This is a genomic window from Enterobacter quasihormaechei (assembly GCF_004331385.1).
Lineage (GTDB): Bacteria > Pseudomonadota > Gammaproteobacteria > Enterobacterales > Enterobacteriaceae > Enterobacter > Enterobacter quasihormaechei.
This window is the reverse complement of record NZ_SJON01000003.1, coordinates 324,050-347,015: the sequence shown is the minus strand read 5'-3', so window position 1 is coordinate 347,015 and position 22,966 is coordinate 324,050. Positions and strand designations below refer to the sequence as shown.

Annotated in this window: 20 protein-coding genes; 12 read left to right on the top strand and 8 right to left on the bottom strand. The window is 56.6% G+C overall.

Going from position 1 to position 22,966, the window contains the following annotated elements:
- Positions 1-35: 35 nt before the first annotated feature.
- Positions 36-1,184 (bottom strand): YbfB/YjiJ family MFS transporter, encoded by a 1,149-nt coding sequence (locus E0L16_RS06735; RefSeq protein WP_131636578.1) that lies wholly within the window; start codon positions 1,182-1,184, stop codon positions 36-38.
- 137 nt (positions 1,185-1,321) lie between these two features.
- Between E0L16_RS06735 and fghA the strand changes: the two genes are divergently transcribed.
- Both fghA and E0L16_RS06725 read left to right on the top strand, forming a co-directional pair.
- The gene (gene fghA / locus E0L16_RS06730; protein WP_131636577.1) at positions 1,322-2,149 is read left to right on the top strand and encodes an S-formylglutathione hydrolase; all 828 of its coding nucleotides are present in this window, start codon (positions 1,322-1,324) and stop codon (positions 2,147-2,149) included.
- A 268-nt stretch (positions 2,150-2,417) separates the two neighbouring features.
- Positions 2,418-4,403 (top strand): ligand-gated channel protein, encoded by a 1,986-nt coding sequence (locus E0L16_RS06725; RefSeq protein ID WP_047367964.1) that lies wholly within the window; start codon positions 2,418-2,420, stop codon positions 4,401-4,403.
- Positions 4,404-4,457: 54 nt separating this feature from the next.
- Here E0L16_RS06725 and E0L16_RS06720 read toward each other — a convergent pair whose 3' ends face one another.
- Positions 4,458-5,927 (bottom strand): amino acid permease, encoded by a 1,470-nt coding sequence (locus E0L16_RS06720; RefSeq protein ID WP_063450324.1) that lies wholly within the window; start codon positions 5,925-5,927, stop codon positions 4,458-4,460.
- A 180-nt stretch (positions 5,928-6,107) separates the two neighbouring features.
- Positions 6,108-6,974 (bottom strand): DNA-binding transcriptional regulator YeiE, encoded by an 867-nt coding sequence (gene yieE, locus E0L16_RS06715; RefSeq protein ID WP_063943443.1) that lies wholly within the window; start codon positions 6,972-6,974, stop codon positions 6,108-6,110.
- 97 nt (positions 6,975-7,071) lie between these two features.
- On the opposite strand from yieE, the gene E0L16_RS06710 reads away from it, so the two are divergent.
- Positions 7,072-8,118 (top strand): YeiH family protein, encoded by a 1,047-nt coding sequence (locus tag E0L16_RS06710; RefSeq protein ID WP_131636576.1) that lies wholly within the window; start codon positions 7,072-7,074, stop codon positions 8,116-8,118.
- 64 nt (positions 8,119-8,182) lie between these two features.
- On the top strand, positions 8,183-9,040 hold the full coding sequence (nfo, locus tag E0L16_RS06705; RefSeq protein WP_131636575.1) for a deoxyribonuclease IV: 858 nt from the start codon (positions 8,183-8,185) through the stop codon (positions 9,038-9,040).
- Positions 9,041-9,114: 74 nt separating this feature from the next.
- Here the strand turns inward: nfo and fruA are convergent, their stop codons facing one another.
- Genes fruA through fruB form a run of 3 tightly spaced genes read right to left on the bottom strand, consistent with a single transcriptional unit; the run spans position 9,115 to position 12,885 of the window.
- The gene (fruA, locus tag E0L16_RS06700; protein ID WP_063868295.1) at positions 9,115-10,800 is read right to left on the bottom strand and encodes a PTS fructose transporter subunit IIBC; all 1,686 of its coding nucleotides are present in this window, start codon (positions 10,798-10,800) and stop codon (positions 9,115-9,117) included.
- Between the two features lie 16 nt (positions 10,801-10,816).
- Positions 10,817-11,755 (bottom strand): 1-phosphofructokinase, encoded by a 939-nt coding sequence (fruK, locus tag E0L16_RS06695; protein WP_063450329.1) that lies wholly within the window; start codon positions 11,753-11,755, stop codon positions 10,817-10,819.
- Positions 11,755-12,885 (bottom strand): fused PTS fructose transporter subunit IIA/HPr protein, encoded by a 1,131-nt coding sequence (gene fruB / locus E0L16_RS06690; protein WP_131636574.1) that lies wholly within the window; start codon positions 12,883-12,885, stop codon positions 11,755-11,757. Before fruB ends, fruK begins: the two co-directional genes overlap by 1 nt.
- A 21-nt stretch (positions 12,886-12,906) precedes the next feature.
- On the opposite strand from fruB, the gene E0L16_RS22000 reads away from it, so the two are divergent.
- On the top strand, positions 12,907-13,140 hold the full coding sequence (locus tag E0L16_RS22000) for a hypothetical protein (protein WP_165498399.1): 234 nt from the start codon (positions 12,907-12,909) through the stop codon (positions 13,138-13,140).
- A 103-nt stretch (positions 13,141-13,243) separates the two neighbouring features.
- Positions 13,244-14,425 (top strand): sugar efflux transporter SetB, encoded by a 1,182-nt coding sequence (gene setB / locus E0L16_RS06685; protein ID WP_063450331.1) that lies wholly within the window; start codon positions 13,244-13,246, stop codon positions 14,423-14,425.
- Here the strand turns inward: setB and E0L16_RS06680 are convergent.
- Positions 14,422-14,676, bottom strand: a complete 255-nt coding sequence (locus E0L16_RS06680; protein ID WP_131636573.1) for a YkgJ family cysteine cluster protein — start codon at positions 14,674-14,676, stop codon at positions 14,422-14,424. The genes setB and E0L16_RS06680 overlap by 4 nt on opposite strands.
- A 164-nt stretch (positions 14,677-14,840) precedes the next feature.
- Between E0L16_RS06680 and yeiP the strand changes: the two genes are divergently transcribed.
- Positions 14,841-15,413 carry an elongation factor P-like protein YeiP gene (gene yeiP, locus E0L16_RS06675; RefSeq protein ID WP_014884579.1) on the top strand — a complete coding sequence of 191 codons (573 nt, stop codon included), beginning with the start codon at positions 14,841-14,843 and terminating at the stop codon, positions 15,411-15,413.
- A gap of 115 nt (positions 15,414-15,528) precedes the next feature.
- Here the strand turns inward: yeiP and uxuA are convergent, their stop codons facing one another.
- Positions 15,529-16,719, bottom strand: a complete 1,191-nt coding sequence (uxuA, locus tag E0L16_RS06670; protein WP_131636572.1) for a mannonate dehydratase — start codon at positions 16,717-16,719, stop codon at positions 15,529-15,531.
- Between the two features lie 205 nt (positions 16,720-16,924).
- Between uxuA and E0L16_RS06665 the strand changes: the two genes are divergently transcribed.
- The 5 genes from E0L16_RS06665 (at position 16,925) to E0L16_RS06645 (ending at position 22,915) form a co-directional block, all read left to right on the top strand.
- Positions 16,925-18,391 (top strand): mannitol dehydrogenase family protein, encoded by a 1,467-nt coding sequence (locus tag E0L16_RS06665; protein ID WP_131636571.1) that lies wholly within the window; start codon positions 16,925-16,927, stop codon positions 18,389-18,391.
- Between the two features lie 123 nt (positions 18,392-18,514).
- A complete protein-coding gene (locus E0L16_RS06660; protein WP_131636570.1) occupies positions 18,515-19,501 on the top strand; it encodes a CobW family GTP-binding protein in 987 nt (328 codons plus the stop codon).
- Positions 19,502-19,534: 33 nt separating this feature from the next.
- Positions 19,535-20,248, top strand: a complete 714-nt coding sequence (locus tag E0L16_RS06655) for a phosphatase PAP2 family protein (RefSeq protein WP_131636569.1) — start codon at positions 19,535-19,537, stop codon at positions 20,246-20,248.
- Between the two features lie 415 nt (positions 20,249-20,663).
- Positions 20,664-21,233: a bifunctional murein DD-endopeptidase/murein LD-carboxypeptidase gene (mepS, locus tag E0L16_RS06650; RefSeq protein ID WP_003859364.1), complete on the top strand. Its 570-nt coding sequence runs from the start codon at positions 20,664-20,666 to the stop codon at positions 21,231-21,233.
- A 128-nt stretch (positions 21,234-21,361) separates the two neighbouring features.
- A complete protein-coding gene (locus E0L16_RS06645; RefSeq protein WP_063868286.1) occupies positions 21,362-22,915 on the top strand; it encodes a cyclic di-GMP phosphodiesterase in 1,554 nt (517 codons plus the stop codon).
- The last annotated feature ends 51 nt before the right edge of the window (positions 22,916-22,966 follow it).

Here is a 22,966-nt window from a genome sequence, read left to right as displayed (position 1 = left end):
AGGCGACGCACATAATCCAGTATTCACGACGATAATTATTGCAATTGCTGTTGCCTTTCAGCCTGACGGTTCCAGACTAACGCCCCGCCAACGAACAGCGCGATCCCCGCCAGCCCCAGCGCAGGTTCAAGCCGGTGCGTGAGCCAGGTCGACAGCGCCGACGTGACCGGCCCCACCAGCTGACCAATGGCATACCCGGTAGTGAGCAGCCCCGCCATATAGCGCGCGTGGTCTGGCGCCAGCTCGCGACCGTATAGCAGAGAGAGCTGCACGGCGCAGAGGAACCCGCCGCCCACCAGCATCCCTCCCGTCAGCAAACCGCCAATGCCCGGCAGCAGCCAGGCCGCCAGCACACCAATCCCCTGTAGCCAAAGGACAATCGCCAGCCTGCGGTTAGCGCTTGACGTATGCCGCAGGGCAATGCTGAGCGCAATTCCCACCACCGAAGCGGCGCCAAATATCGGCCAGACAAACTGCGCAAACAGGCTGCCGGGAAAACGCACCGCCGCCATTTGCGATAAAAAGGTCGCCGGGAGGATATAGCCGAATCCCGCCAGGCTGTAGCTCCAGACCAGACGCTTTAAATCTGCGGTCAGCCGCAGCGGCTCAGGAGCGGACCCCGGGCGATGAAGCTGACCCGCGCGCGGCAGATACCGCGCCACCAGCGCAATCAGCACCAGCGCCAGGACGCCGTAGATTTGCCATGCCGCCCCGGCGGACAGGGATTTGGCCTGAATATAGACCGCCAGCAGGCCGCTCAGCGCAATGCCGGCGCCAGGTCCGGCAAAGACCGCCGCACTGAGCCCCGGCTTGCCCAACTGCCCCAGCCGTTCGTTGGTCCAGGCGGCAATCAGCACCATCGACCAGCCGCTCATGCAGCCAATCACGAAGCGCAGCAGGCCGTGAACGACGGCGTTATCTGCCGCTGCGGAGAGCAGCGTCAGCGCCACCGCGCCGATAATCCCCAGCCAGAGACGCGTTTCAACGAAGCGATGGGCGCGCATGGCATCCCATGCGCCGACCAGATAGCCCAGATAGTTCATCGCCGCCACCAGACCCGCGCTGGTAAGCGTGAGTTGCCCGGCGGCAATCATCAGCGGCACCTGAGGCGTGAAGGCAAAGCGCCCTATCCCCATTGCCACGACCAGAACCACAAATCCGCTGAGCGCGATACGCAGCGCCATGATCGCTCCAATTGTTAAAGAAAAGTAAATTTATGATGCAACATCTCGTCGTCCTGCGAAAGTGAAAGTTGCTCACAGGTCAATGAAAACGCTGTATTATGCGTTTTATGAATCGTCTTACCTTTAAGGAGCCCTGCATGGAACTGCTCGAAGAGCATCGTTGTTTTGAAGGTCGACAGCAGCGCTGGCGGCACGACTCCACCACGCTGAATTGTGCAATGTCGTTCAGCATTTTCCTGCCCCCTGCGGAAAATCCACCGGTGCTGTACTGGCTTTCAGGCCTGACCTGTAACGACGAAAACTTCACCACCAAAGCGGGAGCACAACGTATTGCCGCTGAGCTGGGCATCGCCCTGGTGATGCCAGACACCAGTCCGCGTGGCGATGACGTGGCCGACGATGCCGGATACGACTTGGGTAAAGGTGCCGGATTCTATCTCAACGCCACCGAGCAGCCGTGGGCGAGCCATTACCGCATGTATGACTACATTCGCGACGAACTGCCGGCGCTGGTGCAGTCTCAGTTTGCGGTCAGCGAACGCTGCGCAATAAGCGGGCATTCGATGGGCGGCCACGGCGCGTTGATCATGGCGCTGAAAAATCCGGGTAAGTACGTCAGCGTGTCGGCATTTGCACCGATTGTGAACCCGACGCAGGTGCCGTGGGGGCAAAAAGCCTTTACGCACTACCTGGGTGACGACAGTCAAAAATGGCAGGAATGGGACAGCTGCGCGCTGATGCTGGCAAGCCGGACGGAAGATGCGATTCCGATGCTTATCGATCAGGGTGATGCGGATCAATTCCTCGCCGGACAGTTACAGCCTGCGGTGCTGGCTGAAGCGGCGCGCCAGAAGGACTGGCCGCTGACGCTGCGCATTCAGCTGGGATACGATCACAGCTATTACTTTATGGCGTCCTTTATTGAAGATCATCTCCGCTTCCATGCGGAACATTTGTTCGGGTAAGTTCAGCCTTTTTGCCCGGAAGCCTCCTGCATACCGGGCCTTTCCCCTCCCCCTCATTTACATAATTCTATCCGCTTGAATCCAGGCTGGTTTCCTTTCATTTTCGTCAAACACAAATGATTTCAATTATCATTTGTGTTTACAATTCTACATTCTTTTGTACAATTCCAGGCTCTTCTCCATCTTAAAGAGTTCTTAAAAGACAAAAACATACAGTTCTCAGGGTTATCCCGATGGAGTTTTATTCATTTTTATACGGAATGTACAAATGACAATACCCCGCATTAAGCTCCTGGCCGTCGCCGTTGGCGCTGCCACATTCACCCCTCTCGTTCACGCAGCCGATCAGGACACCGTTGTCGTCACCGCGACGGGTTTTGAACAAAAGATCCAGAATGCCCCCGCCTCCATCTCTGTTATTTCGAAACAGCAGATTGAAGATAAAGCCTACCGTGATGTTACCGATGCCCTGAGAGACGTCCCGGGCGTTGTCGTCACCGGCGGCGGGAGTAGCAGTGATATCAGCATTCGCGGCATGGCATCTCAGTACACCTTGTTCCTCGTGAACGGCAAACGCGTCAGTACGCGAAGCACCCGCCCCAACAGCGACAACTCGGGTATTGAACAAGGCTGGCTGCCGCCGCTGGAGTCCATTGAGCGCATTGAGGTTATCCGCGGCCCGATGTCCTCGCTTTACGGCTCCGATGCGATGGGTGGCGTCATCAACGTCATTACCAAAAAAGTCTCAAACACTAAAGCCTGGACCGGTTCGTTGCACGGCGATGCAACCTTCCAGGAAAACCATGATTCCGGCGATATCTTCCAGACCAACGCCTACGCTTCTGGTCCCCTGATTGACGGGCTGCTTGGCGCAAAAGTGACAGGGCTGTTGTCACGCCGCGCCGAAGATAAAATCGTGAACGGGTATAACGAGCAGAAAATGCGTAACGGTGGCATTACCCTGAACTTCACCCCGGATGAGAAGAACGATTTTGATCTTGATTTTGCTCGCGAGCTTCAGGACAGAAACAGCACGCCAGGGATGTCGAAAGCGGCTGAAACCTGCCGGGGAACAACCTGTAAGCCAAATACCAAAAGCGACTCGCGCTATGAGCACACGACCTACTCCTTAACCCACAGCGGGTATTACGACGACTTCAATACCACCAGCTATATCCAGCAGGAAGAGACCAATAATCCAGGTCGCAAAATGCGCTCGTATAACACCACCTTCAACAACCAGAACCAGATTTTCCTCGGCGATCATACGTTGACCCTCGGCGGGCAGTATCGGTATGAGAAACTGCGTGACAAGGGCAATCAGCTGGAAGCGGCGGACGGCCTGAACAAACTGACGCGCTGGAGCTGGGCCCTGTTTGCCGAAGATGAATGGTCAATGACGGAAAGCTTTACGTTGACCGGCGGCCTGCGTATGGACAAAGACCAAAACTACGGGACGAACTGGACGCCGCGCGGTTACGGCGTATGGCACCTGGCCGATCACTGGACGTTGAAAGGCGGGGTTTCGGCTGGCTATCGTGCGCCGGATCTGCGTCAGTCGTCTGCCAGCTGGGGCCAGGTAACGGGTGGCGGCCGTCTTGACGGTATCATCGTCGGCAACCCGGATCTGAAACCAGAGAAGAGCCTGAGCGAAGAGCTCGCCCTGCTCTGGGATAACAACGATAACCTGAATGCCGGCGTGACGCTGTTCAATACCGACTTCAAGGACAAGATTACGGAAGTTCGCCGCTGTAACAGCAGCGCCGATCCCGCCTGTACGATTGGCGATCACAGCTATGATTTCGTGAGCGACCGGGTCAACGTGGATAAAGCCAACATGCGCGGCGTGGAGTCCTCCTTCGGGTGGAAAATCTCGCGCGATGTAAACTGGACCGCAAACTATACCTATACCGAATCCGAGCAGAAGAGCGGTCAGTTCTCAGGCAAGCCGCTGAACAAGATGCCGAAGCACATGTTCAACACCACCCTGGACTGGCAGGCGACGCCCGACGTCGGTTTCTGGAGCCGTCTGAACCTTCGCGGTAAAACGTCTGAGTACCTGAGCCGCACGTCAATGTCACAGGGCACGCCGTCCTACACTCAGGTTGATGTTGGTCTGCGCTACAACGCGAACAAAAACCTGTTGGTTACCGCCGGTGTGTATAACGTGCTTGATAAGCAGATTGACTACGACACGTATGACACCGTGCTGGACGGGCGTCGCTATACGGTTGGCATGACTTACAGCTTCTGATCTGCCCATAAAAAAGCCCGCTCGGTTGAGCGGGCTTAAAGAGAGGAAGTGCGGTTATTGCTTAAATCGTTCAGGGAAATCCATTTCACTGTAGCGAACGAAGCGTGTTCCTTTCGTCAGCTTGTAGCCAAACCAGATGAGCAGGAACAGCGGGATACCAATGTAGGTGGCCGTAACGGCGCCCCAGTCAATGGTGTCCGCAAGGAAGGCCTCATAGTTCTGACCCAGAGTAATGATCAGGCACAGAACGAAGGCGAAAATCGGCCCCAGCGGGAAGAACCCTGAACGGTACGGCAGGTTATTCAGATCATGACCCTGCATGACGTAGCCGCGACGGAAACGGTAGTGGCTGATGGCAATACCCAGCCAGGCGATGAAGCCCGTCATACCGGAAGTGTTAAGCAGCCACAGGTACACCGTCTGGTTGCCGAACATGGAGGTCAGGAAGCACAGACCCGCAATCACCGTGGTCGCATACAGCGCGTTGCGCGGCACGCCACCGCGAGACAGTTTCGAGAAGATACGCGGCGCTTTGCCGTCGCAGGCCAGGGTATAGAGCATACGGGTGGAGGCGTACATGCCGGAGTTACCCGCAGACAGTACCGCCGTCAGGATCACCGCGTTCATCACCGCCGCCGCAGAGAGCAGGCCCGCGTGCTGGAAGACCAGGGTGAACGGGCTGACGCTGATGTCTTTCACATCGTTACGCAGCAGGCTTGGATCGGTATACGGAATGATCAGGCTGATAATCAGGATAGCGAACACGTAGAACAGCAGAATACGCCAGAACACCTGACGCACCGCGCGCGGAATGGTCTTCTCCGGGTTTTCGGATTCACCGGCCGCGATACCAATCAGCTCCGTGCCCTGGAAGGAGAAGCCGACAATCATCGCCACGCCAATCATCGCCGAGAAGCCCCCGGCAAACGGCGCGTCGCCAATGGTCCAGTTACTCCAGCCCGCCGGTTCGGCCCCTTTGAAAATACCAACGATCATCGCCACACCGACGACGATAAAGATGATGACGGTTGCCACTTTAATCAAAGAGAACCAGTATTCCGCTTCGCCAAACCCGCGCACGGAGATGTAGTTCAGCAGGAAGATAACGGCCAGGAACAGCGCGCTCCAGATCCAGCCAGGCGTGTCCGGGAACCACCAGGTCATCACCAGCTGTGCGGCGACGAGGTCCACGGCGATAGTCACCGCCCAGTTGTACCAGTAGTTCCAGCCCAGCGCGAAGCCGAAGCCTTCCTCAACGTATTTTTGTCCGTAGGTCGAAAACGACCCCGATACCGGCATGTAGGCCGCCAGTTCGCCCAGGCTGGTCATCAGGAAGTAGACCATCAGGCCAATCAGGATATAAGAGAATAGTGCCCCACCCGGGCCGGCTGCCGAAATCGTTGCGCCAGAGGCAACGAAAAGACCTGTACCGATGGATCCGCCAATGGCGATCATCGTCAGGTGACGCGCCTTGAGTTCGCGACGTAGCGCGGGCGCTTCTGTGGTTTTAGTTTCTGAAACCATGTGAAAATGCTGTCCATTCAATAAATGAGGCGCGATTGTAGCAGACGATCCGCGTTCCTTCCGGCAGAAATGCTCAGTTATAAGAGAGCTTCATGACTCGGCCAGGATTATAAGTAAAGCATAAAAATGTGGGGTGGTAAGCGAACATAGCCCCGGTAAGCGAAGCGCCACCGGGAAATGTTAAATGGCGCAGTAGCGCAGAAAGCGCTGGAGCGAACTGGAAAGGTGTTTCTGACGATGATGGATGCACCACAATGTACGCACCAGCTTCGGCAGCGGAACGGGGATCTCAACCAGCGAGCCGGTTTCCAGCTGTTCGGCAATCACCCGACGGGAGAGACAGCTGATGCCCAGACCATGACGCACGGCGTGCTTGATGGCCTCCGAGTTACCTAGCTCCATTCCCAGCTGGAACTGCGGCAGATGGGACAACAGCAGATAATCGACGATTTCACGCGTACCGGAGCCCTGCTCGCGCAGGATCCACTGGGCCTGCGCCAGCCGTTCCAGCGTGACCTCGCCCTGTAACAGAGAGGAGGCCGGGGAAGCGAATACCACCAGCTCATCCTCCAGCCAGGGTTCCGCAATGATATCCACGTTGTGGCAGGGCCCTTCGATAAGCCCGATGTCCACGCGGAAATCAATGACCGCGTTAATGACGTCCTGGCTGTTGCCGACGCTCATCTCCAGCGGCAGGGTCGGAAAATCACGGCGGTAGCGGGCGATCACTTCCGGCAGAATGTAGTTACCGATCGTGCTGCTGGCAAAAACGCGAATAGCGCCGTTGTCCTCGCGGAACAGCTGCTCGATCTCCGTCGCCTGCTCCAGCAGCGCCAGCGCGCGCGGGTACAGCAGTCGGCCATGTTCGTTCACCACCAGCCGCTTCCCTACCCTGTCGAAAAGCTGGACGCCCAGCTGCCCTTCCAGATCAGTCAAGGCCGCACTGACGGCGGACTGCGAGAGCGCCAACATTTGTGACGCCTGGGTCGTCGAGCCGCTTTTAAGCACTTCGGCAAAAACTTCCAGCTGACGCAATGTAATGTGCATGGTTGCTTACCACTTATAAAGATTGATTATAAATATATAATCAATTTTATTTTTAAGCCAGAGCGCCGTAACCTTTAGCCAGACAAAGGAGAAGGTTATGTCAGAAATCACCTTACAACATCATCGTACAGTGTGGCACTTCGCGCCGGGTCTCGCGCTCAGCGCCGTAGTTACCGGGGTTGCCTTATGGGGCGGCAGTATACCGGCGGTTGCCGGCGCAGGGTTCAGCGCCTTAACGCTGGCCATTCTGCTCGGCATGGTGGTGGGGAATACCGTTTATCCGCACCTCTGGAAATCCTGCGACGGCGGCGTGATTTTCGCCAAGCAGCATCTATTACGTCTCGGGATTATCCTTTACGGCTTCCGACTCACCTTTTCGCAGATTGCGGACGTGGGCGTCAGCGGGATTGCCATTGACGTCCTGACCCTTACCAGCACCTTTTTACTGGCGTGCTTCATTGGCCAGAAGATCTTTGGGCTGGACAAACAGACCAGCTGGCTGATCGGCGCGGGCAGCAGCATCTGCGGCGCCGCCGCGGTGCTGGCGACGGAGCCGGTCGTTAAGGCCGAAGCCAGTAAAGTGACGGTCGCCGTTGCAACGGTGGTCATCTTCGGTACGCTGGCGATCTTCCTCTATCCGGCCATGTACCCGCTGGTGGCGCACTGGTTTAGCCCGGAAACCTACGGCATCTATATCGGCTCAACCATGCACGAAGTGGCGCAGGTGGTGGCGGCAGGTCACGCCATCAATCCGGAAGCGGAAAACGCGGCGGTCATCGCCAAAATGCTGCGCGTGATGATGCTGGCCCCGTTCCTGATTTTCCTCGCGGCGCGGGTTAAGCAGCTGGCTCCGGCAGGCGGCAGCGAGAAAAGCAAAATCACCATCCCCTGGTTTGCGATCCTGTTCATCGTGGTCGCTATCTTCAACTCCTTCCACCTGCTGCCAAACGCGGTGGTGGAGATGCTGGTGACGCTCGATACGGTGCTGCTGGCGATGGCGATGGCGGCGCTGGGGGTGACCACTCACGTCAGCGCGCTGAAAAAAGCCGGTGCGAAACCGCTGCTGATGGCGCTGGTGCTCTTCATCTGGCTGATTGTGGGCGGCGGCGCGATTAACCTTGCCGTGCACAGCCTGATGGCATAAACCATCTCGTCCTTCTCCTGTTAACCCGTTATCATAGGCGTTTCGGGTTAACAGGAGTCTTTTCATGAAATATGTTGGAGCGCACGTTAGCGCTGCCGGTGGCCTTGCGAATGCCGCCATTCGCGCCGCTGAAATCGAGGCGACCGCTTTCGCCCTGTTCACCAAAAATCAGCGCCAGTGGCGCGCAGCGCCCCTCACCGCAGAAGTGATTGACGATTTCAAAGCCGCCTGTGAAAAATACCATTACGGGCCGGGCCAAATCCTTCCCCACGACAGCTATCTGATTAACCTCGGGCATCCGGTGCAGGAAGCGCTGGATAAATCCCGCGAGGCGTTCCTTGATGAAGTGCAGCGCTGCGAACAGCTGGGGCTGACGCTGCTGAACTTCCATCCGGGAAGTCATCTGATGCAGATTGACGAAGACGCCTGTCTGGCGCGCATTGCCGAGTCGATCAACATGACGCTGGATAAAACCCAGGGCGTGACGGCGGTGATCGAGAATACCGCCGGTCAGGGCAGCAACCTCGGCTTTATGTTTGAGCATCTGGCGGCGATCATCGACGGCGTGGAGGATAAATCCCGCGTGGGCGTGTGCATTGATACCTGCCACGCGTTTGCCGCCGGGTATGACCTGCGCACCACCGAGGCCACGAAAAATACCTTCGAGGAGTTCGAGCGCGTTGTTGGCTTTAAATATCTTCGCGGTATGCACTTAAACGATGCGAAAAGCGGGTTCGGCAGCCGCGTTGACCGTCACCACAGCCTGGGCGAAGGCAATATCGGCCACGATGCGTTCCGCTTCATCATGCAGGACGCCCGCTTCGACGGCATTCCGATGGTGCTGGAAACCATTAATCCGGACATCTGGGCGGAAGAGATTGCCTGGCTGAAGGCCCAGCAGACCGCTGAACAGGCGGCATAAAAAAAGCCGGGCGCTTAACGCGACCCGGCTTTTTTGTAGGTCGGGTAAGGCGAAACCGCCACCCGACACCTCATTCAGGCTGCTTTTGCTACCGCTTCCGCTTCCGGACGCTTCAGCACCGCGTAAGACAGACCCGCCACCAGCGTACCGGCGACAATCGCCAGCAGATAACCCAGCACCGGAGTAATCGCGCCAGGGATCAGCAGAACGAACAGACCGCCGTGCGGTGCCATCAGCTTCGCGCCAACCGCCATGGAGATAGCGCCAGTGACCGCGCCGCCCACGATACAGCAGGGCAGAACGCGCATTGGATCGCGCGCCGCAAACGGGATTGCGCCTTCGGTGATGAAGCACAGGCCCAGCACCAGCGCCGCTTTGCCGCCTTCCTGCTGCGCTTTATCGAACTTACGACGGGCAATGAGCGTCGCCAGGCCGAGCGCCAGCGGTGGCACCATACCTGCCGCCATGATCGCCGCCATCGGCGCGTAGGTCTGGGTACTCAGCAGGCCAACGCCAAAGGCATAAGCCGCTTTGTTTACCGGACCACCCATGTCGGTACACATCATACCGCCCAGGATAGCGCCCAGCAGAACCGCGTTCGCCGTTCCCATGGTTTGCAGCCAGTGGGTCAAGCCTTCCAGAATGCCCGCGACCGGTTTACCAATCAGGTAGATCATCGCCAGGCCCACGACCAGGCTTGAGATCAGCGGAATGATCAGGATAGGTTTCAGCGCTTCCATACTCTGCGGCAGCTTCAGCTTCGAGCTGATCAGCTTCGCCACGTAACCCGCAAGGAAACCGGCAATGATACCGCCGATAAAGCCAGAACCTGTGCTCACGGCCAGCATACCGCCGATAAGACCCGGGGTCAGGCCCGGACGGTCAGCAATGGAGAAGGCGATAAAGCCCGCCAGCACCGGCACCATCAGCGCGAACGCGGAGCCGCCGCCAATCTGCATCAACGCCGCCGCCAGCGTGCCCGGCTCTTTAAACGCCTCGATACCAAAGGCGAAGGAGAGCGCAATGCACAGGCCGCCCGCTACCACCATCGGCAGCATGTAAGACACGCCCGTTAACAGGTGACGATAGGCACCCGCAGACTCTTTCTTGCCTTCGGCTGGCGTTTTCGCCGCACCGGTTGCCTGATAAGGTTTGGCTTCCGCCAGCGCTTTATCAAACTCCTGCGCGGTTTTCTTCAGCGCCAGGCCGGTAGAGGTGCGGTACATCGGCTTACCGGCAAACTTCGCCAGATCCACTTCGATATCGGCCGCCACAATCACCAGATCGGCTTCTGCCACCTCTTCCGGCGTGATGGCATTGCCTGCGCCCACAGAGCCGCGGGTTTCAACCTTCACCCACCAGCCGCGTTTTTTCGCTTCGGTTTCAATGGCTTCAGCCGCCATAAAGGTATGAGCCACGCCTGTCGGGCACGCCGTTACCGCGACAATGCGTTTCGGGCCAGTGGCAGCAACCGGCGCCGCCTCAACGGGGGCGCTGTAGACCGTCGCATGGCCTTTTGCTTCGCTCAGAAACAGTTCAGGGTGAGCCACCGCGCGATTAATATCGCCCAGCCACACCTTTTTGCCGTTCAGGGCGCTGTCAGCGGGGATTTTGTCACCCAGAACAATCGCCATTTCGGCATCACCCGGGTTATCAATGATATCCAGGTGCGCTTTTTGTGCCGCCGCGCCCAGCAGGGTCTTCGCCATATAGGCACGAGCCTGTCCGAGACCGGAGTCAATGATCAGCAGCGTTTTCATTATTCCTCTCCTGCTGTTAGTTAAAAGGTTTTAAGTCAACGCGCGCCATCATCGCGGCTAACTGGGTACGATCGGTAATGCCGACGTTGCTCTGGCTCACGGCCAGGGCCGCCACGGCGGTAGCAAGACGTAAGGTGTGTTCGCTGGATTCGCGCATCAGCAGGCCATAGATCAGGCCGCCAACCATTGAATCCCCGGCACCCACGGTGCTGACCACTTCCATTGACGGCGGTTTGGCAATCCACTCCCCGGAGGCGTTCACCCACAGGGCACCTTCTGCGCCAAGCGAAATCACCACGTGAGCAATACCCTGCTCGCGCAGCGCATGGGCAGCTTCAATCACATCTTTTAATTCTGGCAGCTTACGGCCCGCCCAGATCTCCAGTTCACGGCGGTTAGGCTTAACCAGCCACGGAGAGGCTTTCAGACCGGCGACCAGCGCGTCACGGCTGCTGTCGAAAATAATGCACGGGCACTGGCTGCGCAGGCGCGTCATCCAGTCGGTGAACGCTTCCGGGCTGACGCCGGACGGCAGGCTGCCGCTGACGCACACCATGTCAAACTGGCCCAGCCAGCTCAGGGAATCGGCAACGAAGCGCTCCCAGTCAGCCGGCGTCACTTCGAAGCCGGAGAAGTTCAGATCGGTCACTTCACCGTCTTTCTCGGTCAGCTTAACGTTGATGCGGGTACGGCCCTGCACAACCTGAAAACGGTTGGCGATGCCCAGCTCGCTGAACAGCTGCTGAAAGCCGTCCTGGTTATCTTTGCCGAGGAAGCCGCCAACGGTGACGTCGATGCCGAGATCTTTCAGCACTTTCGCCACGTTAATGCCTTTCCCTGCGGCATGCAGGCCGGTAGTCCGAACCAGGTTGACTTCGCCACGCTCAATTTCCGGGCAGAAGCCCACCAGATCGTAAGCCGGGTTCAGCGTAATGGTTGCAACACGTCTGCTCATTATGCGCCCTCCCCCAGACCGGCCGCGATGGCATCGCCAATCGCCTTCAGCGCCTGTTCAGCATCTGCACCCTGCGCGGTGAAACGCAGACGATGGCCTTTCTTCACGCCCAGCGCGACAACTTTCATCAGGCTGCGCCCGTTGGCAGGTTTACCCGAACCGTCCAGATTGGTCACGGTGATCTCACTTTCAAATTGTTTGATGGTATTCACCAGCATGGTGCCCGGACGGGCATGCAGGCCGTGTTCGTTACGCACCACGTACTCTGCGCTCAGCAGGTCGTCCGTCAGCGCATCGTCGCTGGTCAACAGGGCCAGCACCGTCGCCGCGTCGGCGTTCAGCAGTTTTTCAGCTTTATTGTTCAGCAGCAGATCGCTCAGACGCTTCAGCACGGCAACCGGCTGGTCGTCAGCCATGGCGACAGTCACCAGCATCGCGGCGCGCTCGCCGTCTGTCTCAAAAGCAACAGCCGCCCGGCTGACGGCGATAGCGCTACGCAGGTTGCCTTCAGCACTGTCGTTCAGCCAGATGCCCTGCCCCAGGTTTAAAGGCTTATCATTGATGGTGCGCGTCACAAAAGTGGTATCCGCCGCCCCCACCTCTTTCAGTCGAGCCGCGTTCAGCGCCTGGAGCGTCAACAGATCGGACGCCACGACGTCCAGCGTCAGGGTTTCATTGTCCAGCTTCAGTGCTTCGCTCTGTTTTTCGCCCATCAGCAAAGCACGCAGCTCTTCAGCCGTGGTCGCAGATTTAAGCTGTTCCGCCACGGCATCATCGCTCAGCACGTGCGTCAGCTGACGCAGCAGGCCCAGGTGTTCATCACCGCTGGCCGCGATGCCGATCGCCACGTAAGCCACCTGACCCTCGCCCCACAGTACGCCCTGCGGGAACTGGAAGACCTGCACGCCGGTTTTCAGCACCTGATCGCGGGTGTCGGTGGTGCCGTGTGGGATAGCAATACCGTTACCGAGGAACGTGGACGTCTGCTGCTCGCGCGCCAGCATGCCGTTGACGTAGCCGTCAGCCACGTTGCCTGCCTGCACGAGCGCAGCAGCAACCTGGCGAATAGCCTCTTCTTTATTCCCGGCCTGTTCGCCCGGGTGGATATCCTGAACAGATAACTGGAACATGATTCTCCTCTCCTGCTGAAATTGAATCGTTTCAGCTTAACTGAGAAAATAAGCGCTAAACTGCTTCATCTCGACGTGCAAGATAGCGCTGAAACGTTTCAAGAAGTCTTGTCTTTTCTACAACAGGTTGCAAGAAAAGTTACATTTCTTGTTGCAGAATTTAGAAGTGCAGCACATTTCTTCTTCAGCTCAGGGGAATTTGCTGATGTTCAGCAAACAGGTTCAGCACGCTTCAGCGAGGCGGCGCGAAAGTGAAATGCCATTTTGATTTTTTGTAGCAATCTTGACTTTACCCTCTGTTTATTTAATGACGGGCGGCGTAAACTCCGCCTCTCTCTGTTACTCGCAAAGACTGAACATGCATAACACCCCCGCTGCCGCCTCACCAAAGCCCTTTGATTTGACGTCAACGGCGTTTTTGATTGTTGCTTTCCTCACCGGTATTGCCGGTGCGTTACAAACGCCTACGCTGAGCCTGTTTCTGACCAACGAAGTTCACGCCCGTCCGGCGATGGTCGGCTTCTTCTTTACCGGGAGCGCCATCATTGGCATTTTCGTCAGCCAGTTTCTTGCCGGTCGTTCAGACAGAAAAGGCGATCGCAAAAGCCTGATCGTTTTTTGCTGCCTGCTCGGGGTGTTTGCCTGTCTGCTGTTTGCCTGGAACCGTAACTACTTCATTCTGCTGTTTGTGGGCGTCTTCCTGAGCAGCTTCGGCTCTACCGCCAACCCGCAGATGTTCGCCCTTGCCCGTGAGCACGCGGACCGCACCGGGCGGGAAGCGGTGATGTTCAGCTCCATACTGCGTGCTCAGGTGTCGCTGGCCTGGGTAATTGGTCCCCCGCTCGCCTACGCGCTGGCGATGGGTTTTGGCTTTACGGTGATGTACCTCAGCGCAGCCGTGGCCTTCGTGGTGTGCGGCGCGATGGTCTGGTTCTTCCTGCCCTCCATGCGTAAAGAGCCGAAAGTGGCGACCGGCACGCTGGAGGCGCCGCGACGTAACCGGCGCGACGCGCTGCTGTTATTCATTATCTGTACCCTGATGTGGGGAACGAACAGCCTCTATATCATTAATATGCCGCTGTTTATTATTGATGAGCTGCATCTGCCGGAGAAGCTGGCCGGGATCATGATGGGAACCGCCGCAGGGCTTGAAATCCCAACCATGCTGATTGCGGGCTATTACGCGAAGCGCTTCGGCAAGCGCTTTTTGATGCGCATCGCCGCCGCTGCCGGGCTGCTGTTTTATGTCGGTATGCTGACGGTCCATACGCCAGCGCTGCTTCTTGCTTTACAGCTGCTGAACGCCATTTACATCGGCATTCTGGCCGGTATCGGCATGCTCTATTTCCAGGATCTGATGCCGGGTCAGGCGGGCTCTGCCACCACCCTTTATACAAATACCACCCGTGTGGGCTGGATTATTGCAGGCTCACTGGCAGGCGTGGTGGCTGAAATCTGGAACTATCACACGGTGTTCTGGATTGCGCTGGTGATGTGCGTCCTGACGCTGAGCTGCCTGACGCGCATAAAAGACGTTTAAGGCGCGGTGAGCGCTTCCAGCTTAAGCAGATAAGTAATGGCCTGCTGGCGCGTACTGCCGCACATTTCGGCGGTTGGCTGTAGCCCGGAGCACACTTTCGGGCGTAACGGCGAGCCAAAGATCATGCACAGGTTGGATTCCGAGAGCTGAACGCAGCGGGTATTGGCAGGCTTGCCGTCCGGCATGCCTGGAATGGGACTTGAGATGGACGGTGCGGTACAGCACGCGCCACAATCGGAACGACAATCCATACATGCTCTCTGTGGGTGGCAAATGCCCGCGTGGTCGGGCATTGCGCGCACAGTAACACCTTTTATGTATTGATAGCAAAAGCCACGAATTCCGCTTGCCTGAAAGGCCGCGCGCGAGTAATTTGGCGCGATATTTTTTACCTCCCGTATACAGGATTACTGCAATGCCAAGAGCGAACGAAATTAAGAAAGGTATGGTACTGAATTACAACGGCAAACTGCTGATTGTGAAAGATATCGACATTCAGGCACCAAGCGCCCGTGGCGCAGCAACGCTGTACAAAATGCGTTTCGCCGACGTCCGTACCGGCCTGAAAGTGGAAGAACGTTTCAAAGGTGACGATATCGTGGATACCGTGACCCTGACCCGCCGCTACGTTGATTTCTCATATGTCGACGGTAACGAATACGTGTTCATGGATAAAGAAGATTACACCCCGTATATCTTCACCAAAGACCAGATCGAAGAAGAGCTGCTGTTTATTCCTGAAGGTGGAATGCCGGACATGCAGGTGCTGACCTGGGATGGCGTGCTGCTGGCGCTGGAGCTGCCGCAGACCGTTGATCTGGAAATCGTGGAAACGGCGCCGGGCATCAAAGGCGCGTCTGCAAGCGCGCGTAACAAACCGGCTACCCTGACGACCGGTCTGGTCGTACAGGTGCCTGAATACCTGTCAGCGGGCGAGAAGATCCGCATCCATATCGAAGAAAAACGCTATATGGGTCGCGCTGACTGATAGTGGCGTTTGCCGGGTGGCGGCTTCGCCTTACCCGGCCTACAAATACACAAAAACCGGCTTCAGAGCCGGTTTTTCGTAGGCCCGGTAAGCGAAGCGCCACGGGCAATTCCGTTTACAGAAGCTCAGGATATTTGGTCATTTTCAGCGCCAGCTCAATACCGCGCACTTCCGCCATGCCCTTCAGACGACCAATCGCCGAATAGCCCGGATTCGTTTTCTTGCGCAGATCGTCCAGCATCTGGTGCCCGTGATCCGGACGGAACGGGATAGGACGCACATCGCCCGCCTGTTTACGCCGTACTTCTTCAGCCAGAATGGCATCTACCACCGCAACCATATTCACGTCACCGCCAAGATGCGCGGCTTCGTGGAAGGTTTTCGGGTTCTCTTCCCGGCAGGTTGCGCGCAGGTGGGTAAAGTGAATGCGATCGCCGAAGGTTTCGATCATTCGCACCAGATCGTTATCCGCACGCACGCCATAAGAGCCCGTACACATGGTAAAGCCGTTGTAGATGCTATCCACCGTCTCCTTCAGCCACTGCATATCGTCGATTGTCGACACGATACGCGGCAGGCCAAGGATAGGGCGCGGAGGATCGTCCGGATGGACCGCCAGGCGCACGCCCGCTTCTTCGGCCACCGGCACGATAGCGCGCAGGAAGTGCGCCATGTTTTCACGCAGCTGGTTTTTATCGATATTGCCGTATTCCGCCAGGCGCGCGCGGAACTGGTCGAGGGTGTATCCTTCTTCCGCCCCCGGCAGGCCCGCGATGATATTGCGGACCAGCTTGTCTACGTCCGCTTCACTGGCGGCTTTAAACCACGCCAGCGCCTGCTGCTGCTCTTCGGCGGTATAGTCGGCTTCCGCGCCTGGACGCTTCAGAATGTGCAGCTCGAAAGCCGCAAACGCGATTTGATCGAAGCGCAGCGCTTTCGAACCATCGGCCATTTCATATTCCAGGTCGGTACGCGTCCAGTCCAGAATCGGCATAAAGTTATAGCAGACGGTATCAATACCGCAGGCCGCCAGGTTACGAATGCTCTGCTGATAATTCGCAATCCAGGTTTCACACTCGCCGGAGTGGGTTTTAATGTCTTCGTGAACCGGAATACTTTCCACGACAGACCAGGTTAACCCCTTCTCAGCCAGCTGTGCCTGACGCTTTTGAATTTCCTCAACCGGCCACACCTGACCGTTCGGAATATGATGCAGCGCCGTGACTACACCCGTTGCGCCAGCCTGACGCACATCATCAAGAGAAACCGGATCGTTCGGCCCGTACCAACGCCAGGTTTGTTCCATTGCCCCACCCTCTCAAGTTGTTATACCAATATGTGTTAGCTCAATGACGACTACCATACATGTTTAATCGGAGTGGTCAACACAGCGCGCGACATTGATTGATCAAACTCACATAACAGGGATATTTACGGCTTACCAATTTAATTTGTTGTCATATAACTTTACACTGGCATTGTTAATTAATGGTTAATCAGGTGTGTACTACATGAAGACTATTGCCTCCACCGCGCTTCCTGCTCATGTCCAGCAGCCCCGCTACGATCGCCAGCAGTTACGCTCCCGCATCGTCCATTTCGGCTTTGGCGCGTTCCACCGGGCGCATCAGGCGTTGTTAACAAACCGGGTGCTGAACGCCAAAGGAGGCGACTGGGGAATTTGTGAGATTAGCCTCTTTAGCGGCGATGTCCTCATGAGCCAGCTCCGGGCGCAGGATCATCTTTTTACCGTGCTGGAGAAAGGTGCCGAAGGCAACCAGCCGATTATTATTGGTGCGGTAAAAGAGTGCCTTAACGCAAAACTCGACTCGCTGGCGGCCATTATTGAGAAGTTCTGCGAACCGCAGGTAGCAATTGTCTCCCTCACCATAACCGAAAAAGGCTACTGCATCGATCCGGCGACGGGAAAGCTGGATATGCAAAACAGCCGCATCCTTCACGATCTGGAGCACCCGTCTGAGCCGCATTCCGCGCCGGGAATTCTGGTCGAAGCGCTTTATCGCCGCCGCGAACGGGGCCTGCCGGCGTTTACCGTGCTCTCCTGCGACAATATCCCCGACAACGGTCACGTGGTGAAAAACGCCGTACTCGGCATGGCCGCAAAGCGTTCCGCAGAGCTGGCCGGATGGATAGAGACGCACGTGAGCTTCCCCGGCACCATGGTCGACCGAATCGTGCCCGCCGCCACCGACGCCTCGCTCGCGGAAATCACCCGGGAGCTGGGGGTTGACGATCCCTGCGCCATCAGCTGTGAACCGTTCCTTCAGTGGGTGGTGGAAGATAATTTTGTCGCCGGGCGCCCGGAGTGGGAGGTTGCAGGCGTACAGATGGTTGACGACGTCCTGCCCTGGGAGCAGATGAAGCTGCGGATGCTGAACGGCAGCCACTCCTTCCTCGCTTATCTGGGCTACCTTGCCGGTTACGCGCACATTAATGAATGCATGCAGGACGACAGTTTCCGCGAGGCAGCCCGCAGACTGATGCTGAATGAGCAGGCCCCTACGCTGCGCATCACCAACGTCGATCTGACGGCGTATGCCGACAGCCTGCTTGACCGCTTCGCCAACCCGGCGCTACAGCACCGTACATGGCAAATCGCCATGGACGGCAGCCAGAAGCTGCCTCAACGCATGCTGGATGGGATCCGCGTCCATCTTGAACGTAAGACCGCCTGGCCACTTCTGGCGCTGGGGGTGGCGGGCTGGATGCGCTACGTCAGCGGTACGGATGAACAGGGCAACGCCATCGACGTGCGCGACCCTCTCAGCGAAAAGTTTCAGGCGCTTGCTGAAGCCAGCAGCGACGCGGAACGCGTTAATGCCCTGCTGGCGCTTAAAGAAATCTTTGGCGATGACCTGCCGCAAAACCCGGTGTTTGTCGAGGCGATAACCGGAGCGTACCAGCGCCTCGTCCGGCTCGGCGCGCGTCAGGCCGTTATCGAAACGTTAAAAATTTAGCGATTATTGCGTTTAAGGCGAACGGTTATGCGCTCCGTTCGCCCTCCCTCTTCTCAATGCCCGTTTTTTTCGTCAGGATGATAGATAATTGTTACGACATCACAATTATCTATCGGAGCGCACGTGACCAAAACCAACCTGATCACCGGTTTTCTCGGCAGCGGTAAAACTACGTCCATTCTGCATTTGCTGGCCAATAAAGATCCGGCGGAAAAGTGGGCCGTGCTGGTCAACGAATTTGGCGAAGTGGGGATCGACGGCGCGTTGCTCGCCGACAGCGGCGCAATGGTGAAAGAGATCCCGGGCGGGTGCATGTGCTGCGTGAATGGTCTGCCGATGCAGGTCGGCCTGAATACGCTGCTGCGCCAGGGTAAGCCGGACCGCCTGCTGATAGAGCCCACCGGCCTGGGTCATCCGAAGCAAATCCTTGATTTACTCACCGCCCCGGTATACGAGCCATGGCTTGAGCTGCGCGCGACGCTTTGCCTGCTTGATCCCCGCCAGCTGCTGGATGAAAAAGCGATCGGTAACGACAATTTCCGCGATCAGCTCGCCTCGGCAGACATTATCGTGGCGAATAAATCCGATCGCGCGACGGCCGAGAGCGAGGCCGCGTTCGAAGCCTGGTGGCAGCAGGCTGGCGGTGGACGTCGGTATGTTCAGACAACCCAGGGCAACATTGATGGCGCCCTGCTCGACCTTCCCCGCCTCAACCAGACGCAACTGCCCGCCAGCGCAGAGCATTCGCACAGCCACGGCGCGAAACAAGGACTGGCCGCACTGAGCCTGCCGGAACATCAGCGCTGGCGCCGAAATCTGAACAGCGGCCAGGGGCACCAGGCGTGCGGATGGATCTTCGATGCCGATACGGTTTTCGACACCATTGGTATACTGGAGTGGGCGAGACTGGCTCCGGTTGAGCGGGTAAAAGGGATCATGCGCACCCCGGATGGTCTGGTTCGCATTAACCGTCAGGGCGAGGATTTCTTCATAGAAACCCAGAACGTCGCACCGCCCGACAGCCGGATAGAGTTAATTAGTGCGGTTAATACCGACTGGAATGCCCTCCAGTCAAGCCTGTTGAAGCTTCGTTTAAGTTTGGGCGGCTAACGTTGCCGCTGGTTTTATTCAGTGCTGAAGACTATGACGACTCGACTTCCTGCTATTTTATTGCTTAATGCTGCCGGCCTGGCGATCTTTTTCTCCTGGTATCTTCCGGTGGATCACGGTTTCTGGTTCCCGCTGGATTCTGGTCTTTTCCACTTCTTTAACCAGGCGCTGGTGAAGAGCGAGGCCTTCCTGTGGCTGGTCGCGATCACCAACAACCGCGCCTTTGACGGCTGTTCGCTGCTGGCAATGGGCTGCCTGATGCTCTCCTTCTGGCTGAAAGAAGACAAAACGGGTCGTCGCCGTATTCTGATTATCGGCCTGGTGATGCTGCTGACCGCCGTGATTATCAACCAGCTGGCGCAGCATCTGATGCCGGTTAAACGCGCCAGTCCGTCGCTCTCTTTCCCGAACATTAACCGCGTCAGCGAGCTGCTGCATATTCCAACCAAAGATGCCTCGAAGGACAGTTTCCCGGGCGACCACGGTATGATGCTGCTGATTTTTGCTGGCTTTATGCTGCGCTATTTCGGTAAAAAAGCCTTCGCCATCGCCCTGGTTATTGTTGTGGTATTCGCATTCCCGCGGGTAATGATTGGCGCGCACTGGCTGACCGATATCGCCGTGGGCTCATTCACGGCGGTATTGATTGGCTTACCCTGGGTACTGATGACCCCGTTGAGCGATCGCTTAATAGGTATTTTTGATCGCTATCTTCCCGGCAAATTTAAACAAGTCGGAAACAAATAAATAACGCAAATTAACACCATTCATCAGGGATTGTTTTCGATCCCTGACTCCCTTCTTACCGGCGTCATTCACCCCTGTCATCTTCCCGTCATACTATTCATGATTAAAATGAAGCAATTGCAGGGATTAGCGTCAGGAATGGCGGCGTTTTGAGCATTTCCACGCTGTAACGTTGTGTATCACAATTTCTTATAAAAAAAGGGACTTTTTTGCTCGCAATACCCTGAGCAATCGGTTAACCTCGAACTCGTTTTGCCCCACTGAGACAATTATTATCGTGGTGAATAATTTTGTGCGTTGCGCCACAGTTTTCACCATAAAGAATTGTCTCATTGTGAACAGATAATTAGTCTCGTCACGGTTGGCATTTTTATAACGATATTTTCGTTAAGGACTTCAAGGGAAAACAAACAAAATGGTCAAATCTCAACCAATCTTGAGATATATCTTGCGGGGGATCCCGGCGATTGCAGTGGCGGTTCTGCTTTCGGCATGTAGCACAACGAACACCGCGAAGAATATGCATCCTGAGACGCGTGTTGTGGGAATGGAAGATTCCTCTTCACTGCAAGCCTCTCAGGATGAATTTGAAAATATGGTACGTAATCTCGACGTTAAGTCGCGCATTATGGATCAGTATGCTGACTGGAAAGGCGTGCGTTACCGTCTGGGCGGCAGCACCAAGAAAGGCATCGATTGTTCTGCGTTCGTACAGCGTACGTTCCGCGAGCAGTTTGGGTTAGACCTTCCGCGTTCTACCTATGAACAGCAGGAAATGGGCAAGTCCATTTCGCGTACTAAACTGCGCACGGGAGATTTAGTCCTGTTCAGAGCGGGTTCAACCGGTCGGCACGTTGGCATCTATATCGGTAACGATCAGTTTGTCCATGCTTCCACCAGCAGCGGCGTGACGATTTCCAGCATGAACGAACCTTACTGGAAGAAACGCTACAACGAAGCTCGCCGCGTTCTGAGCCGTAGTTAATCTTGCTGTCGTATCGTTGGTTATCCCTTGGCTGGCGATACGATAAAAAAAAGCACTGCTCCGGCAGTGTTTTTTTTTGCCCGTTACACTGATAGACATCCAGCGGCATTTCAGGAATCACGACATCTATGTTTACCCGCTACTTCTCCAGCAACCGCAAAATACTGTTTCTCAGTTTTCTTACGGGGTTATTCACCGCCCTGCTTCTGGGTGCGTTACAGTTTTACTGGAGTTATCACAAGCGAGAAGTCAGGTTCGACACCCTCATTACGGATTTAAGCGTCTATATGGAGGGCTATTTTGACGAGCTCAAAACGTCTATTGATACGCTCCAGCCGCTCACGCTGAACAGCTGTGACGAAGTCAGCGCGGCGCTGACCTCACGCGCGGCCTTCAGCATTAACGTGCGCGCCTTTTTGCTGGTCAGGGATAAACAGGCCTTCTGCTCTTCGGCAACAGGTCCGATGAATACCCCGATGGAAACGCTTATTCCTCAATTACATATCAGCAAACCTGTTGATATCGCGCTCCTGCCGGGCACGCCCATGCTGCCGGATAAGCCCGCGATTGCCATCTGGTATCGCAATCCGCTGGTAAAAGACGGCGGCGTGTTTACTTCCGTCAACCTCAACCTGTCGCCATACCTTCTCTACACCTCGCGTCAGGATGAGTTTGCCGGCATTGCCATCGTCATAGGCGATTCTGCGTTATCCACCCGGTCCGAAATGCTGGTTCAGGCGAGTGATTTGCCTGACGTCCCTGCGCGCACCGCCACGCTGAAAAATATTCCTCTGACCGTTAACGTCTATGCGCAGGCCTGGACGACAGATGAAGTGCTGTACGCCGTCTTTTTCGGCCTGGTCTGCGGCATCGCGGCGGGTCTGCTGAACTTTTATATTCTCACTATCCGTTTGAATCCCGGGAAAGAGATCCTCACGGCCATCAAGCGCGACCAGTTTTACGTGGTCTATCAACCCGTCGTGGATGCGCAGTCGCTCAAAATGACCGGGCTGGAAGTCCTGATGCGCTGGAAGCATCCGGTGATGGGTGAAATCCCACCGGACGCCTTTATCACTTTCGCCGAAGCGCAGAAGCTGATCGTTCCGCTGACGCTGCACCTTTTTGACCTGATCGTTCGCGATGCCCCGGTTCTGCAAACGCGGCTTCCGCCCGGCGCCAAGTTCGGGATAAACATCGCGCCCGGTCATCTGCATGCGGAAAGCTTTAAAGAGGATATGCTCGCCTTTGCCGCTGCCCTGCCACCCGATCACTTCCAGATAGTGCTGGAAATAACCGAGCGCGACATGATTAACCACCGCGAGGCTAATCAGCTGTTCGAATGGCTGCACGATGAAGGTTTTGAAATCGCCATCGATGATTTTGGCACCGGCCACAGCGCGCTGATCTATCTTGAACGCTTCACCATGGATTACCTGAAAATAGATCGCGGTTTTGTCAACGCCATCGGGACGGAGACCGTCACCTCGCCGGTGCTTGACGCGGTGCTGACGCTGGCGGGACGCCTGAATATGTTAACCGTCGCCGAGGGCGTTGAAACACCTGAGCAGGCGGCGTGGCTGCGCGAGCATGGCGTGAACTATCTTCAGGGCTACTGGATCGGCCGCCCGATGCCGCTGGAGGAGTTTAAGACGTGGCAGCCCGACGTCACGCTCGGGGAATAATTTCACAATCGCGGCGCAGTCACTTATTATTCTCCTCAACCGAGCCTGCCT

Excerpts from the sequence above, each read along its gene's own strand:
- E0L16_RS06735 (WP_131636578.1), bottom strand. The coding sequence starts at position 1,184 with ATGGCGCTGCGTATCGCGCTCAGCGGATTTGTGGTTCTGGTCGTGGCA.
- fghA (WP_131636577.1), top strand. The coding sequence starts at position 1,322 with ATGGAACTGCTCGAAGAGCATCGTTGTTTTGAAGGTCGACAGCAGCGC.
- E0L16_RS06725 (WP_047367964.1), top strand. The coding sequence starts at position 2,418 with ATGACAATACCCCGCATTAAGCTCCTGGCCGTCGCCGTTGGCGCTGCC.
- E0L16_RS06720 (WP_063450324.1), bottom strand. The coding sequence starts at position 5,927 with ATGGTTTCAGAAACTAAAACCACAGAAGCGCCCGCGCTACGTCGCGAA.
- yieE (WP_063943443.1), bottom strand. The coding sequence starts at position 6,974 with ATGCACATTACATTGCGTCAGCTGGAAGTTTTTGCCGAAGTGCTTAAA.
- E0L16_RS06710 (WP_131636576.1), top strand. The coding sequence starts at position 7,072 with ATGTCAGAAATCACCTTACAACATCATCGTACAGTGTGGCACTTCGCG.
- nfo (WP_131636575.1), top strand. The coding sequence starts at position 8,183 with ATGAAATATGTTGGAGCGCACGTTAGCGCTGCCGGTGGCCTTGCGAAT.
- fruA (WP_063868295.1), bottom strand. The coding sequence starts at position 10,800 with ATGAAAACGCTGCTGATCATTGACTCCGGTCTCGGACAGGCTCGTGCC.
- fruK (WP_063450329.1), bottom strand. The coding sequence starts at position 11,755 with ATGAGCAGACGTGTTGCAACCATTACGCTGAACCCGGCTTACGATCTG.
- fruB (WP_131636574.1), bottom strand. The coding sequence starts at position 12,885 with ATGTTCCAGTTATCTGTTCAGGATATCCACCCGGGCGAACAGGCCGGG.
- setB (WP_063450331.1), top strand. The coding sequence starts at position 13,244 with ATGCATAACACCCCCGCTGCCGCCTCACCAAAGCCCTTTGATTTGACG.
- E0L16_RS06680 (WP_131636573.1), bottom strand. The coding sequence starts at position 14,676 with ATGGATTGTCGTTCCGATTGTGGCGCGTGCTGTACCGCACCGTCCATC.
- yeiP (WP_014884579.1), top strand. The coding sequence starts at position 14,841 with ATGCCAAGAGCGAACGAAATTAAGAAAGGTATGGTACTGAATTACAAC.
- uxuA (WP_131636572.1), bottom strand. The coding sequence starts at position 16,719 with ATGGAACAAACCTGGCGTTGGTACGGGCCGAACGATCCGGTTTCTCTT.
- E0L16_RS06665 (WP_131636571.1), top strand. The coding sequence starts at position 16,925 with ATGAAGACTATTGCCTCCACCGCGCTTCCTGCTCATGTCCAGCAGCCC.
- E0L16_RS06655 (WP_131636569.1), top strand. The coding sequence starts at position 19,535 with ATGACGACTCGACTTCCTGCTATTTTATTGCTTAATGCTGCCGGCCTG.
- mepS (WP_003859364.1), top strand. The coding sequence starts at position 20,664 with ATGGTCAAATCTCAACCAATCTTGAGATATATCTTGCGGGGGATCCCG.
- E0L16_RS06645 (WP_063868286.1), top strand. The coding sequence starts at position 21,362 with ATGTTTACCCGCTACTTCTCCAGCAACCGCAAAATACTGTTTCTCAGT.